Source organism: Planotetraspora silvatica (assembly GCF_016863315.1).
Lineage (GTDB): Bacteria > Actinomycetota > Actinomycetes > Streptosporangiales > Streptosporangiaceae > Planotetraspora > Planotetraspora silvatica.
Genome location: NZ_BOOQ01000024.1, coordinates 115428 through 128822 on the forward strand (window position 1 = coordinate 115428; position 13395 = coordinate 128822).

Here is a 13395-nt window from a genome sequence, read left to right on the forward strand (position 1 = left end):
GTGGGCGGGCAAGGGACCCGGCGGGTACGGACGACGGCGGGAAGCCGGGCTTCGGGCGGTTCATCGGCGTCATGTCGGCTCCTGAATCAGGGAGGCAGGGACGCCGAGGGCCAGCGCGGCGGTGTCGTCCTCCACGCCCTCTCCGAAGGCGGCCAGCAGATCGGTGACCGCCCTGATGGCCCCGGATGCGGTCGTGGGGGCGAGATCGGCGGCGAAGGCGAGCAGCGCTTCGTCGCCGTAACGAGCTCCGGCGGCCACGTCCGTGAGCGCCTCGGTCAATCCGTCGGTGTACAGGAGCAGGGTGTCGCCGCCGGTGATCCGTACGGTGGTGGCGGTGAACCGAGCGTCGGGAAGGATGCCGACGAGCAGCCCGCCGGGGGTGAACTGGTAGTCCGCGGTGCCGTCGGCCCGGAGCAGCAGCGCCGCCGGATGCCCGCCGCTGGCAAGGGTGGCGGTGAAGCCGTCACCGTCCGGGACGAGGAGGCCGTAGATGACGGTGCAGTAGCGCGGATCGTCGCTCGAGTACTCCTGCCGCAGGACCGCGTTGAGGTTCCCCAGCACCGCCACCGGATCGGGATCGTAGGCGGCTGCCGCGCGCAAGGTGTAGCGGGTCAGTGAGGTCACCGCCGCGGCGTCGGGTCCCTTTCCGGCCACATCGCCCAGGAAGACTCCCCACCGGCCGTCGCCGAGAGGGAACAGGTCATAGAAGTCGCCGCCGAGTTGGTCGGAGGAGGCGGTGTGGTAGTACGCGGCGGTTTCCAGCCCCGGCACGGTCAGCAGGGTCGGGGGCAGGAGAGTGCGCTGCAGCGTCGCGACCAGGCTCTGAAGACGTTCGCGTTCGAGGTCGGCTTCCTGCCGGGCGCGGAGCAGTTCCCGTTCGTACGTACGGCGGTCGCGGGCGTCGAAGATGGTCGTGCGGATCAGCAGCGGCCGGCCGTCGGCGCTGTTCTTGACCGTGGAGGTGACCAGAACGGGCAACTGCGAGCCGTCGGCGGCCCGGAGTTCGAGGGCGACCCCTCCGATTTCCCCTTGCATGCGGAGCAGGGGGGCGAAGTGCGTTTCGTGGTAGAGCTTCCCCCCGACGGTGAGCAGGTCGGCGAACCGGCGCCGCCCCACCAGGTCGTCGCGGGTGTAGCCGAGCCATCTCAGCAACGTGGTGTTGACCTTGGCGATCTGGCCGTCGAGGAGAGTGGACAGGTAGCCGCAGGGCGCGTTCTCGTACAGGTCCTCGGCGCTGTCCTCCAGCAGGGCTGTGAAGATCGTTTCCTCGGTGACGTCCCCATTCTCGGGTCCGGTCGAGCTCGGAACGTGTCCGATGCCGGACATCATCAGGAGTCGGCGGCGAAGGAGGCGATCGCGCGGGTGGTGGCTTCGGGCGCACTCAGCTGCGGACAGTGCCCGACGGCGTCCAGGGTGACCAGACGGCTGCCGGCGATCTTGGCATGGATGAACGCACCCACTTCCCGCGGGGCGATGACGTCGCTGGCACACTCGATCACCAGGGTCGGCACGGTCACCTTCTCCAGGTCGGCCCGGTTGTCGGAGAGGAACGTGGTACGGGCGAAGACGCGTGCCATCCGCGGGTCGGTGCGGCAGAAGCTGTTGGTCAGCTCCTCACCCAGTTCGGGACGGTCCGGATTCCCCATGATCACAGGTGCCATCGCCGCCGACCAGCCCAGATAGTTGCTGTCCAGGGACTCCAGCAGCTCTTCGATGTCGGCCTGCGTGAAGCCGCCCCGGTAGCCGGCGTCGTCGACATACCGGGGTGACGGGGTGAGGAGGACAAGTTTGGCGAACCGGTCCGGTTCTCGGATCGCCGCCAGCACCCCGATCATGGCGCTGACCGAGTGTCCTACGAAGACGACCTGTTGCAGATCGAGTTCCCGGCAGATCTGCAGGACGTCGTCGGCGTAGCCGTCCAGCGTGGAATACCGCTCGGTCCGCCAGGCCGACGGATCCGACCGGCCCGAGCCGACGTGGTCGAAGAGCACCACCTGGAAGTCTTCGGCGAGCGCCGGCGCCACCAGACGCCACAGGTTCTGATCACAACCGAATCCGTGTGCGAGCATCACCACCGGTCCGCCGTTCTTTCCGGTCACCACGACGTTGTACCGGCTACGTACGTCCATGTCGTACATCCTCGCATTCATCCCTCCGATGGTGTGCCGGTGCCCGGGAACGCCACGGGCTCGGCCCGGAGCGGGCGTTCGCCCGGACGGCGTCAGGAGCTCGTGAGGATGACGAGTTGCTGGGTTGCCCGGGTCATGGCGACATAGCGGTCGACCGCTCCTTCGATGTCCCTGCCGAACGACTCCGGGTCGATGAGGACGACCAGGTCGAACTCGAGCCCCTTCGACAGCTCCGGGGTCAGCGACCGGACGCGGGAGGTCGCCCGGAACGCGGGATCTCCGATCACGCAGGCGATCCCGTCGGCATGCGCGGCGAGCCAGGTGCCGAGGATCGAGCCCAGATCCGAGGCGGATCCGTGTACGACTCGGACGTCGTTGCTGCGGATGGAGGTCGGCACGTTGGCGTCCGGGAGCACGGCCCGGATGACCGGCTCGGCTTCCGCCATGATCGCTTCCGGAGTCCGGTAGTTGATGCTCAGGGAGGCCAGGCTGATCCGGTCGAGCCCGACGCGCTCGAGCCGTTCCTGCCACGACTCCGTGAACCCGTGCCTGGCCTGGGTGCGGTCCCCGACGATGGTGAAGCTCCGGGACGGGCAGCGGAGCAGCAACATCTGCCACTCCGCGTCGGTCAGTTCCTGCGCCTCGTCCACGACGATGTGCGCGAACGGGCCGGCGAGCAGGTCCGGGTCGATGCCGGGCAGTACGGTCTCGTCGACCAGGTTGCGCTGCAGGTCCTCCCTGCGCAACTGCGTCACCAGACCCTCACCGTCGTCATCGGCCTCGATCAGGTTGTCGACGACCCTGGCCATGTACTCGCGCTGGGCGGCGAGAGAGGCGTCGTCCCGGCGCTTGCGCAGCGCCGCCTCCGGGTCGCCGAGCCGCTGCCGTGCGGCGTCCAGGAGCGGCAGGTCGGACACCGTCCAGGCCTGGGCGTCCGCGCGTTGCAGTGTCCGAACGTCGTCGGGGCCGAGCCAGGGAGCGCACTTGCGCAGGTAGGCCGGTACCGACCACAGGTCTCCGACGAGGTCGGCCGCTTCGATCAGCGGCCACGCGCGGTTGAGGGCCGTGAGGAGTTCCCTGTTCTGCAGCAGCGACTTGCGGAGCCGGTCAGCCGGGGCGTCGCCGTCGTGCTTGTCCATCAGGATCGTGAGCAACTCCGCCAAGATCTGGTCGCGCGCCTCGTTGTGGGGAGTGCCGGGTTCCGGTGCCTCGAACGCCTCGGCCCAATCGTCGGGGCTGAGCCAGATGTCGGACCAGTGGGTCGTGACCGTCATCCCCTTCGCGGGCGGGTGCTCGTAGAACCTGACGGCCGGCTCGATCGCCTTCACCAGGTCCGCGGACGCCTTCAGGCGGGCCACGTCCGGATCTGTCTCGATCGCCGCCGCGGCTCCCTCGGGGACGAGGTCCCGCAGGGTGCAGGTCTGCACGCCCTCCTCTCCGAGGCTGGGGAGGACGTCGGCGACGTAGGCCAGGTAGGGCTGGTGCGGACCGATGAACAGCACGCCGCCCCGGTGGTGACCGAGACGAGGGTCGGAGTAGAGGAGGTACGCGGAGCGGTGCAGCGCGACGACGGTCTTCCCGGTGCCCGGACCGCCGTCGACGACGAGTGCGCCGCGGGACCCCGCGCGGATGATGGCGTCCTGGTCGGCCTGGATGGTGCCGAGCACGTCTCGCATCCGGTCCGACCGGTCGCTGCCCAGGCTGGCGATGAAGGCGGACTGGTCGTCGAGCGCGGCGTGCCCTTCGATCCCGTCCGAGGTGAACACCTCGTCCCAGTAGTCGCTGATCCGGCCGCGGGTCCAGCGATACCTGCGGCGGCTCGCCAGGCCCATCGGGTTGGCGTGGGTGGCTCCGAAGAACGGCTCAGCCGCGGGGGAACGCCAGTCGAGTAGCAGCCGGCGACCCGCGCTGTCCGTGAGGCCGAGCCGTCCGATGTACACGGGCTCGGGGTCGTCTGAACCGACCATGTGTCCGAGGCACAGGTCCAAGCCGAAGCGACGCAGGGCTCGCAGACGAGCGGTCAGCCGATGGACCTCCAGGTCCCGGTCCAGCGCCTGCCGGCCTTTGCCGCCGGGCGACTTGCGCTCGGCATCGAGGCGCCCGGACAGGTCGGTGATCGACTGCTCGAGGCTCTCCGCGATGGCCGAGAAGTGCTGCTCGTCGCCGGCGATCAGCGCCGGGTCGGCCTTGGGGGAGAGGTGGTCGGGAAGGTCGAATGCGCTGGTGGTCAGGGGTTCCACGTCATCAGCTCCGCTCTGGGTCGCTTGCGCCATTGCACGCGGCAAGGCGTCTGGACCGGTGTGACGAACCTGGTGGCATGACGGGCAAGGCTCCGCCTGATGTGGAGCCGAGTTCCCGCAGCCGCACCGCGAGTTCCACCATCGGTTCGACGTCCCCGCGCGACCCATACGTCGACAACGACACACGCACTTCGCATCCCCCGTTTCCGCAGGTTCCGGCCTCGGCCGTCGATTCTGCGGCACGACCCGGGTCTTGCCGCAAGCCCCCCGGTGCGCTATAGGTTGAGAGTGGAAAGGGATGGGTAATCCCTTTCTCTTCATTGTCCGCTGTGGACGGACCTCCTCCTCGCGAAGCGGCGGCGCAGCCGCGTACGGCGGATACCACCGGACCTCGAGGATCTCCCATGAGCCCGGCTGCGGACGAGGTCGTCGTGCCCAGGGCACACGTGCCTCACAGTGGCAGATGTCCGGACAGAGCGCGACCGCCGCCGAACGACCGCCGCCCTCGTCCGCCGCCCTCGACCGGCTCGTTCCCTCGTCCCCGTACCGGCGGGCACCGTCGACGCCCCCCCACACGGTACGTAACGGATTCGTCACTCATATGGGTATGGTCGCGGACAGTGACCGCCCGAAAGCATGAAGCCTCCCGAAGAGCGGAGGCTGATGTGGCCAGTGAGTTCCAGCGCAGAAAGATCATCGGAGTCTTCCGTGCGATGGACATGGACGGAGACGGCCGGCTGACCGAGGTCGACTTCCAGGCGCTCGCCCATCGATGGAAGGCCGTCGCCGGATCCGTCGATCCGGAGCGGCTGGCCTCCATCATGACCGGCTGGTGGCCGGTGCTCCGGGCCGCCTCCGACGCTGACGGCGACGACGCCGTCACCATCGAGGAGGTGCTCCTCGTCGTGGAAGGGCTCGGTGCCATGGCGGACGCGGTCTCCGGTACCGCCGATGCGATGTTCGAGGCCATCGACCTCAACGGAGACGGCCTCATCTCCCGTTCGGAGTACGGCGCGCTCATCGAGACATGGAACGGGACGCCTACGGCGACCGATGAGATCTTCCCTCGTCTGGACCTGGACGGTGACGGCCACCTCACCCGCGACGAGTTCCGTACACACTGGACGGAGTTCTGGGCGGGCGACAACCCGAACGCTCCCGGAACCTACGTCTTCGGTGCGCTGGTCGAATAGTCGTCCACGTCTCGGACCTGCGGCATCGGTTCCTCACGCAATTCTCGGTCGGCACACGAAACCTCGCCCGTGATCATGCACGCATTCGTGGATGTCCGGCCCGACCTGCTGCGACTCTCCCCGTGATCATGCGCAGATTCGTGATCAATGCGGTTGACCAGCCGAAATCTCGCCCGTGATCATGCACGCATCCGGCGGATCGCGCCCACAAACCACGGGCATCCCGTACGGCACCAAGGTGGACAACGCCGCGAACGTGATCACGGGAGGCTCGGTTCCGCATGATCACGCTCGACGTCTTCCCAGGCAGGCCCACGCCCGTACGAATCTGCGCATGATCACGAATCGAGGATCAGCAGGTCGGGAGGGTCACACACGAACCTGTGCATGATCACGGGCGAGGTTTGCCTGTGCATGATCACGGGTGAGGTTTGTCGTGCCTGTTCGGCATCGAGAGACGGGCCGGTGAGACCCCGGCCGACTTCCGCGCTCACGCGAGGGGCTGCGCATGAGCATGGCGGGTGGAGCGGTTCGCGGATGTGTCGCTCAGCCGGAGGACGTGGCGATCTGTGCGCGGTCGCTCTCATCGTCGGACAGGAACGACGCCAGGCTCCGGCCCTCCTCGATGACGGCGGTGTGCTCGGCTCGGGTGAAGCCGCGCAGCGGGGTGACGACGACGGTGCCCGCGTCGACGGTCCAGGTCGCGGAGACCCGGCCGTCCACCAGCACGACGCGCGCGCCTGTGACGGACAGGCCGCGATGGGCGTCGTCGATGATCCGGCTGCGGTCGTGGTAGCCGAGGATCGCGTTGTCGAACGCCGGCAGGAACCGCACCGGGGCGGGTGTGCCGGGGTCGGGGCGCGGCGCGTCGGGCAGGTCGAGCAGTTCACGGCCGCGCTCGTCGCGGAAGGTGACCAGCTCCGCGCGGACGGCGGCCACCGCGGCGGGCAGTCCGGCGAGGCCGCACCAGGCGCGCAGGTCGGCCGAGGCCGCGGGGCCGAAGGCGGCCAGGTAGCGGCGCACCAGCGCCGCGCCGACCGAGTCGGTCCGCTGCGACGCGGGCGGGTCGATCTCGCGGCCCAGCCAGTGGGAGAGGGGGGTGGTGCGCACTCCCGACTTCACGCGCCACAGCCCGCGCGGCGGTAGCTGCACGTTCGGGACGAGGGCGGTGATCACCATCTCGCCCAGTGCTCTCGGGCCCGGCGCCGGCCAGCGGTCGGCGAGCATCCGCGCGACCTCGGTCATCGAGCGGGGCACGCCGTCGGCCAGCACCGCGCGGGCCGCCACCGCGAGCTCGTCGAGGTCCACCCCGTCGAGCTCGCGGCGGTAGGCGCCCAGCACCCGCTGGCGCAGCATGGTGTCGTGACGGGCCCGCCAGGCCAGGGCGTCGTCGGCGGTGAGGAGGTGGACGGTGCGGCGCATGAGGTGGGTCCGCACCACGCTCCGCCCGGTCAGCAGTTTGTCCAGGGCCGCCGGATCGAACGCGCGCAGCCGTGACCAGAGCCCGGTGAACGGCTCCTGCGGCTCCTGCGCCTGCAGGCCGCACAGGTGTGCGACGGCGTCGAGGACCGGGGTGTCGGCGCGGTCGAGCAGCAGCTGCCGGGCGAGCGCCGCGCGGTTGAGCGCCCTGGCGCCGAGGACGATCATGACGTCGCGGTGTCGGTCGTGGCGGTCATCGCCTTCAGTCCCTTCCGGTCCATCTCGGGTACGGGATGACGATCGCAGGTGAAGCGGCCAGATTGTGTCCGCTTCTCCGGGCGAACATGGAGCCATGCCGAAGTCCTCGGCGCGACTGCTGTCGCCGTCCACGACCAAAGATCGTCAGGTGCCGGTGGCCTTGAGGCGGTAGCCGGCGGAGGGGTCGGTCTGCAGGAAGCGGCCTTGTTCGTCGTGGAGTTTCTTGCGGATCCGGTAGGCGTAGACCTTGAGGTAGTGCGTCTCGTTGGCGTACGAGGGTCCCCAGACGTGCCCAAGGATCAAGCTACGTGTGCAGACCTTGCCGACGTGACCAGCGCGACGATCGTCCACGCGAAGCCCATTAGAACCACTCCGCTTTGAAGAGCGCGATGCCCACATAGATGAACACCGCGACAGACACAGTGAGTAACAGAACGTTGACGACGCTCATACGCGATCGAGCCCCTTGATCAGGCCCGGCATCGCGAGCGTGAACCCAACGATTCCCAGTACAACCAGCACGTCAGACACGAAGACAGTGTCGTCACCAGGCCGGTGGAGGCGAGGTGAAGCCCCGGCCCGTCCCAGTGGAGAATCGGTGAACGCCGATCGGTGGCCTCAGGTCCGCCGGGACACCCAGGTCGTACGCGGAGCCGAGGCGTCTATGGTTGCGCTGGTCGCCGCAAGCCTGTCACGCGTGCGCCGAGCACCTTAGACGGCGAGGGGGAGGCGGAGGACGAATCGGGCGCCGGTGGGATGGTCGTCGATGTACAGGTGACCGCCGTAGCCATGGGCGATCTCGCGGGCGATGGGCAGGCCGAGCCCGGAGCCGCCGGGATCCTGGCGACGGGCGTCGTCCAGGCGGCGGAGGCGTTGGAAGACTCGTGCACGGTCGGCCGGGGCTATGCCGGGTCCGTCGTCGATGACTTCCAGGACCGCATGGGGTGGGTCGGTGGTGACGATGATCTCGATCGTGGTGGTGGTGTGCCGTTCGGCGTTGGTGAGCAGATTGTTCAGGAGCCGGGACAGCCGGATCTGGGAGGCGCGCACCACCACCTGTCGATCGAGCCGGGTGAGGACGGCCACGGTCGGAGTGCGGCGTCCGAGTTCGTCCACGACGAGCTGGGCCAGGTCGACCGGTTCGGTGGTGGCGGGCGTCGCGGTGTCCAGGCGGGCGAGTTCGAGCAGATCGGTGACGATGTCATTGAGTCGCTCGGCGTCTCGCAGCGATTTGCGCAGGACCGGGTGCAGGTCGGTGCCGGATTCCGAGAGCGCGACCTCAAGCTCGGTCAGCAGCCCGGTGATCGGGTTGCGCAGGTCGTGGGAGGCGTCGAAGACGAACCGCCGCTGCCGGTCGAGGGCCTCTTGCAGGGCCGACGTGGTGTGCTTGAGCCGTTCGTTGAGATCCTGGAGTTCCCGGGCGCGAGCGTAGACGTCGGCACTCGTCGCCTCCAGTTCCGCCCTCGTCCCCGCGACACCGTGTTCGCCGGACCGTCCTAGCTGTGCAAGGAAGTCGGTGACCTCCTCGGTACGGTGAATGAGCAGTTCCACTTCACCTTCAGGACTCAGGACGGGCGTGTTGATCATGTTCCAGTACCGCTCCTCGAACACCCCCGGTCTGTCGCTCGCCTCGATGTCGTAGCGCTTCAGCGCCATGGTGTCCCGCTCTCCGGTGGCCAGCACCCGTTCCAGCGAAGCACGCAGACACTCCGGCCCCTGGGCGTCGGGATCGTGGGGATCGCCGGGGAAGACGGCGAAGAAGTGCCGGCCGAGTAGGTCCGCCCGGCTCCGCCCGGTCACCTTCAGATAGGAGTCAGTGGCCGCCACGATGACGAAGTCCGGCGTCATAACCAGCAATGGGGCCACGAGGACCTTGAACACGGCCCCGAAGTCGACCACCGGGTTCATCACCCGGGCCTCACCTTGATGCCCGTCGGCGGCCCGGCTGCCCGCGGGGCGGGAGCGTCCCCGGACGGACGGCCGGCCCTGGTCATCAAGGAGTCGATCTATGTCCACTTCGCCACCATATGCCGCATATGGCGGGTTTTGATAGCTCTAGACTGGAACCTTTAAGAAAAGCACCTCTTTCGCCTATGTAGCCCTCGGCGTCATGTTCGCGAGGTCCCCGCCGGTTGAGTACGGAGGACCCCTGTGGCGTCGCCGGCGTCCGTGTGATCGCCGGCAACCGGAGGCCGCTCGAGCAGGGCGGACAGGACGGCCAGAACGAGGGCGGATGCGGCGAGGACGGCACCCACCCAGTTGGGGGCGGTGTATCCCAGGCCTGCCGCGATGACGAGGCCGCCGAGCCAGGCCGACAGGGCGTTGCCGAGGTTGAAGGCGCCGATGTTGACCGCGGAGGCCAGGGTGGGGGCGCCTTGCGCGTGGTCCAGGACCCGCTTCTGCAGCGGGGGGACGGTCGCGAAGCCGAGGCCGCCGATCAGCGCGATGGTCACCGCCGATGCGATCTTGTCGTGCGCCGTCAGCGTGAACAGGGCCAGCACCACGGCGAGGCCGCCCAGTGAGACGTACAGCATCGGCATCAGGGCGCGGTCGGCGAACCTGCCGCCGATGAGGTTGCCGGCGACCATGCCGAGTCCGAACAGGACCAGCAGCCAGGTGACGGAGCCGTCGGCGAAGCCGGCGACGTGCGTCATCATCGGCGCGATGTAGGTGACGGCCGCGAACACTCCGCCGAAGCCGAGCACCGTCATCGCCATGGCCAGCAGCACCTGCACGTTGCGGAACGCGGACAGTTCCCGGCGCAGGCGCACGCCCTCGGGTCCGGGCATCTCGGGGACGAGCCTGGCGACACCGAGGAGGCCGGCGACGCCCAGTGCGGCGACGATGGCGAAGGTGACGCGCCAACTGGCGGACTGGCCGATCAGCGTGCCGAGCGGTACGCCGACCACGTTCGCCACGGTCAGTCCCGTGAACATCATGGAGATCGCTCGGGCCTTCTTGCCGGGGGCGACGAGAGTCGCCGCGACGACGGAGCCGATGCCGAAGAACGCACCGTGCGCCAGTGAGGCGACCACGCGGCCGGCCAGCATCATCCCGAAGGTGGGGGAGGCGGCTGAGAGCAGGTTGCCCGCGATGAACAAGCCCATCAGCAGCATCAGCATCCGTTTGCGGGGCACCTTGGTCCCCAGCACGGTCATCACCGGGGCGCCGACCACCACACCGAGGGCATATCCGGTCACCAGCAGGCCCGCGGTGGGAATCGAGACGCCGAAGTCGCCGGCGACCTCCGGAAGGACCCCCATGATCACGAATTCTGTGGTTCCGATCCCGAAGGCTCCGATCGCGAGAGCCAGAAGCGCGAGCGGCACGAGGTCTCCACCTCCCAGTGTTTGCATAAGCCATTAGAGCGCGCCAACAATAATTGCAGACGCGCACTATATGCAAGCGCGGCATATTGCATGAGTGGCCTATCCTGGGAACCGGCGCTCCGGCAGGGAGGAAGAGACGTCATGACAGCCACAGATCCCGTGCTCACCGCACTCGCACAGGGCTGGTACGCGCTCTCCTCGCTCTACGGGAGGATCGAGACTCACATCGAGCGCGCTCTGCAGGCCAGGCACGGCTTGAGTGTGCGGGAGTACTCGCTGCTGAACACCCTCAGCCGGCAGCACGACGGAGAGGGCGGCCACCTGCAGATGAAACAGGTCGCCGACGCCGTGGTGCTGAGCCAGAGCGCCACCACTCGCCTGGTCACCCGGCTTGAGGACCGAGGCCTGCTGTCCCGCTACCTCTGCCCGACCGACCGTCGAGGCATCTACACCAATGTCAGCGAAGCGGGTTTCCGGCTCCTCGCCGAGGCGCGGCCGACCCATGACGCCGCGCTGCGCGAGGCGCTCGACGAAGCGGCGAAGAACCCTGAACTCGCGCCACTCGTCGAAGCGGTGGAATCTCTGCACGTGCCCGCATGATCACCTGGCCCAGGTAGGGGGCGCCGGAGCGGCCGGAGGCGGCCCGCGGCCTCAATCACTCACCGGGCCGATCCTCGAGGACTGTCCGGAGCAGGTCCAGGGCCTCGTCGATGGCGGACAGCGGGATGGCTCCGTAGCCGAAGACGAGGCCGTCTGGAAGCCCCTGGTCCATCTGGAAACGCGAGAGGGGGTAGAGGCCGACGCCACGGGATCGAGCACGCCGGGTGATCGCCCGCGCGTCGAGGCCGGGAGCCGTCCAGGCCGCCAGATGAAGACCGGCCGCCGAAGGCACCAAGGTAAGCGTGTCGCCGAAGTCCTGGGCCAGCCTCGTCGCGATGCGCTCGTGCCGGGCCTGGTATTCGCGGCGCATCCTGCGGACGTGGCGGGCCAGCAGCGCCTCGTCGATGAAGCCCGCGAGCGCGGCCTGGGTCGGCTGCGGGGAGTGCCAGTCGGTCACGAACTTGGCGGTCCGCAGCGCATGCCGGAGCGAAGCCGGCGCGACCATGAAGCCGAGCCGCAGCACGGGGAGCATGACCTTGGAGAAGGTGCCGACATAGACGACCCGGCCCGAGGCGTCGAGGCTCTGCAGCGGCTCGATGGGGCGGCCGCCGTAACGGAACTCGGTGTCGTAGTCGTCCTCGATCACGACTGCGTCGCGGCTCGCGGCCCAGTCGAGCAGGGCCAACCGGCGTTCCAGGGACATCGGCATCCCGAGCGGGAACTGGTGCGAAGGCGTGACGTAGACGATGCGCGCGCGGGAAGGAAGCGCGTCCACGAGCAGGCCCTCGGCGTCGACCCGGACCCCGACGACCTCGGCTCCCAGCGCGCGGAACAGCTCGCGAGGCGCCGGATAGCCGGGGTCCTCCACGGCCACGCAGTCGCCCGGACGCAGTAGCACCCGGCCGACGAGATCCAGCGCCTGCTGGATGCCCTGGGTCACGATGAGGTCCTCGGGGGTCGCGCGTACCCCGCGGGAGACACCGACATGACGGGCGATCGAGGCGCGCAGACGGGGTAGGCCTGCCGGATCGCTGTGCATCCCGGTCCCCATCGCCGAGGCGCGCAGTTCCCGCGTGATCAGCCGCCGCCACGCCTCATAAGGGAACAGCCGTACATCTGGAATCCCGGTGCGGAGGTCGTACTCAGGGTCGTCCGAAAGAAAATCCGGCCGGGGCGCCTGGATCCGCGACCACATCGGCACCGGCCGTACGCCCACAGTTCCGGCGAAAGGAGTGCCGGGCCGTCGCGGCACGGAGACTCCGGCCCGGACAAAGGTTCCCGCGCCCACCCGGCTCTCCGCGAACCCCTCCGCGACCAGCCGGTCGTAGACGCCGGTCACCGTGTTGCGGGAGACCGCCAGCCGCTGCGCCAGTTCCCGCGAGGGGGACAGCGGTTCGCCCGGCCGCAGCCGTCCGTCCAGGACCGCCGCCCTGATCTGCCGGTAGATCTGGCCGCCCAGATCCCCGCCGCGGTTCAGGGTCACGTGAAAGTCCACCCCCCGACCCTAAATCGGCCCAGTGTGATTCGCCGATTTCGGCTCTTCTCCAGAGCCGCTGCCCCCTTCTAGCGTCGAGGGCGTGGACATCAGAGAACTCGACCTCCGGGCCAGTGCCACCCTCGGCGATGTCATCGCGAAGGTGCGGCTTGACCAGCTCCGACTGCCGACGCCGTGCGACGACTGGACCCTGCACGGCCTGATCCGTCACCAGGTGAGCGACAACCTCGGGTTCGTCGCCGCCGCGAACGGTGTGACCGATGACATCCTCGCCTGGGACGCGGGCCGCCTGGGCGACGATCCACTCGCCGCCTACAACGAGGCCGCCGACGCGATGGCCAAGGCCTTCGCCGACGACGTCGTACTCGACCGCAGTCTGCAGATCAGGGAGTTCGGCTTCTTCCCCGGAAGCATGGCGCTCAGCATGCACGTGACCGACTGCGTGGTCCACGGATGGGACGTGGCCCAGTCGATCGGCGTCCCCTATTCTCCCGATCTCGACCTGGTGGAACACGCCCTGGGCGTTGCCGCCTTCATCCCGACCGGCGCGGACCCGAACGAGCGGCCGCGCTCCGCCTTCGCCCCGATCATCAAGATCGCCGACGACGCGGCGCCGCTCGATCGCCTGCTCGGCCTCGTCGGCCGCCGCCCGTAGCCGCCTCGGCCAAGATCATGGCACCCGAGGAGCCCGGGGTCCGTCGCCGGCCTGGTGGCATCGCGCGACGACGCTGG

The 13395-nt window shown here is 68.8% G+C and carries 11 protein-coding genes; 3 read left to right on the plus strand and 8 right to left on the minus strand.

Annotation, left to right across the window (positions count from 1 at the left end; all coding sequences use genetic code 11):
• Nucleotides 1-69: 69 nt before the first annotated feature.
• The 3 genes from Psi02_RS18755 to helR form a co-directional block, all read right to left on the minus strand.
• Nucleotides 70-1326 (minus strand): PP2C family protein-serine/threonine phosphatase, encoded by a 1257-nt coding sequence (locus Psi02_RS18755; RefSeq protein WP_239094981.1) that lies wholly within the window; start codon nucleotides 1324-1326, stop codon nucleotides 70-72.
• A gap of 2 nt (nucleotides 1327-1328) precedes the next feature.
• A complete protein-coding gene (locus Psi02_RS18760; RefSeq protein ID WP_203975797.1) occupies nucleotides 1329-2129 on the minus strand; it encodes an alpha/beta fold hydrolase in 801 nt (266 codons plus the stop codon).
• A gap of 92 nt (nucleotides 2130-2221) precedes the next feature.
• Nucleotides 2222-4369 (minus strand): RNA polymerase recycling motor ATPase HelR, encoded by a 2148-nt coding sequence (gene helR / locus Psi02_RS18765; protein WP_275415207.1) that lies wholly within the window; start codon nucleotides 4367-4369, stop codon nucleotides 2222-2224.
• A 665-nt stretch (nucleotides 4370-5034) separates the two neighbouring features.
• Here helR and Psi02_RS18770 point away from each other — a divergent pair.
• On the plus strand, nucleotides 5035-5562 hold the full coding sequence (locus Psi02_RS18770) for an EF-hand domain-containing protein (protein ID WP_203975799.1): 528 nt from the start codon (nucleotides 5035-5037) through the stop codon (nucleotides 5560-5562).
• A gap of 546 nt (nucleotides 5563-6108) precedes the next feature.
• Here the strand turns inward: Psi02_RS18770 and Psi02_RS18775 are convergent.
• From Psi02_RS18775 to Psi02_RS18790, 4 genes are all read right to left on the minus strand, one after another.
• Complete coding sequence (locus tag Psi02_RS18775; protein ID WP_203975800.1) at nucleotides 6109-7209, minus strand: winged helix DNA-binding domain-containing protein; 1101 nt, start codon at nucleotides 7207-7209, stop codon at nucleotides 6109-6111.
• A 174-nt stretch (nucleotides 7210-7383) separates the two neighbouring features.
• Nucleotides 7384-7638 carry a winged helix-turn-helix domain-containing protein gene (locus Psi02_RS40725; protein WP_275415208.1) on the minus strand — a complete coding sequence of 85 codons (255 nt, stop codon included), beginning with the start codon at nucleotides 7636-7638 and terminating at the stop codon, nucleotides 7384-7386.
• A 312-nt stretch (nucleotides 7639-7950) separates the two neighbouring features.
• The gene (locus Psi02_RS18785; protein WP_203975809.1) at nucleotides 7951-9255 is read right to left on the minus strand and encodes a PAS domain-containing sensor histidine kinase; all 1305 of its coding nucleotides are present in this window, start codon (nucleotides 9253-9255) and stop codon (nucleotides 7951-7953) included.
• Nucleotides 9256-9347: 92 nt separating this feature from the next.
• Entirely contained in the window at nucleotides 9348-10568 is a 1221-nt protein-coding gene (locus Psi02_RS18790) for an MFS transporter (protein ID WP_203975811.1), read from the minus strand.
• A 141-nt stretch (nucleotides 10569-10709) separates the two neighbouring features.
• Here Psi02_RS18790 and Psi02_RS18795 point away from each other — a divergent pair, with 141 nt between their 5' ends.
• Nucleotides 10710-11168: a MarR family winged helix-turn-helix transcriptional regulator gene (locus Psi02_RS18795; protein WP_203975813.1), complete on the plus strand. Its 459-nt coding sequence runs from the start codon at nucleotides 10710-10712 to the stop codon at nucleotides 11166-11168.
• A 55-nt stretch (nucleotides 11169-11223) separates the two neighbouring features.
• On the opposite strand, the gene pdxR is transcribed toward Psi02_RS18795, so the two are convergent.
• The gene (gene pdxR, locus Psi02_RS18800; protein WP_203975815.1) at nucleotides 11224-12663 is read right to left on the minus strand and encodes a MocR-like pyridoxine biosynthesis transcription factor PdxR; all 1440 of its coding nucleotides are present in this window, start codon (nucleotides 12661-12663) and stop codon (nucleotides 11224-11226) included.
• Nucleotides 12664-12745: 82 nt separating this feature from the next.
• Between pdxR and Psi02_RS18805 the strand changes: the two genes are divergently transcribed.
• Entirely contained in the window at nucleotides 12746-13318 is a 573-nt protein-coding gene (locus Psi02_RS18805; protein ID WP_203975817.1) for a TIGR03086 family metal-binding protein, read from the plus strand.
• Nucleotides 13319-13395 lie beyond the last annotated feature (77 nt).

Bases quoted from the DNA above. Each gene is read 5' to 3' on its own strand.
- Psi02_RS18755 (WP_239094981.1), bottom strand. From the start codon at position 1,326: ATGTCCGGCATCGGACACGTTCCGAGCTCGACCGGACCCGAGAATGGG.
- Psi02_RS18760 (WP_203975797.1), bottom strand. From the start codon at position 2,129: ATGGACGTACGTAGCCGGTACAACGTCGTGGTGACCGGAAAGAACGGC.
- Psi02_RS18775 (WP_203975800.1), bottom strand. From the start codon at position 7,209: ATGATCGTCCTCGGCGCCAGGGCGCTCAACCGCGCGGCGCTCGCCCGG.
- Psi02_RS40725 (WP_275415208.1), bottom strand. From the start codon at position 7,638: ATGTGGGCATCGCGCTCTTCAAAGCGGAGTGGTTCTAATGGGCTTCGC.
- Psi02_RS18795 (WP_203975813.1), top strand. From the start codon at position 10,710: ATGACAGCCACAGATCCCGTGCTCACCGCACTCGCACAGGGCTGGTAC.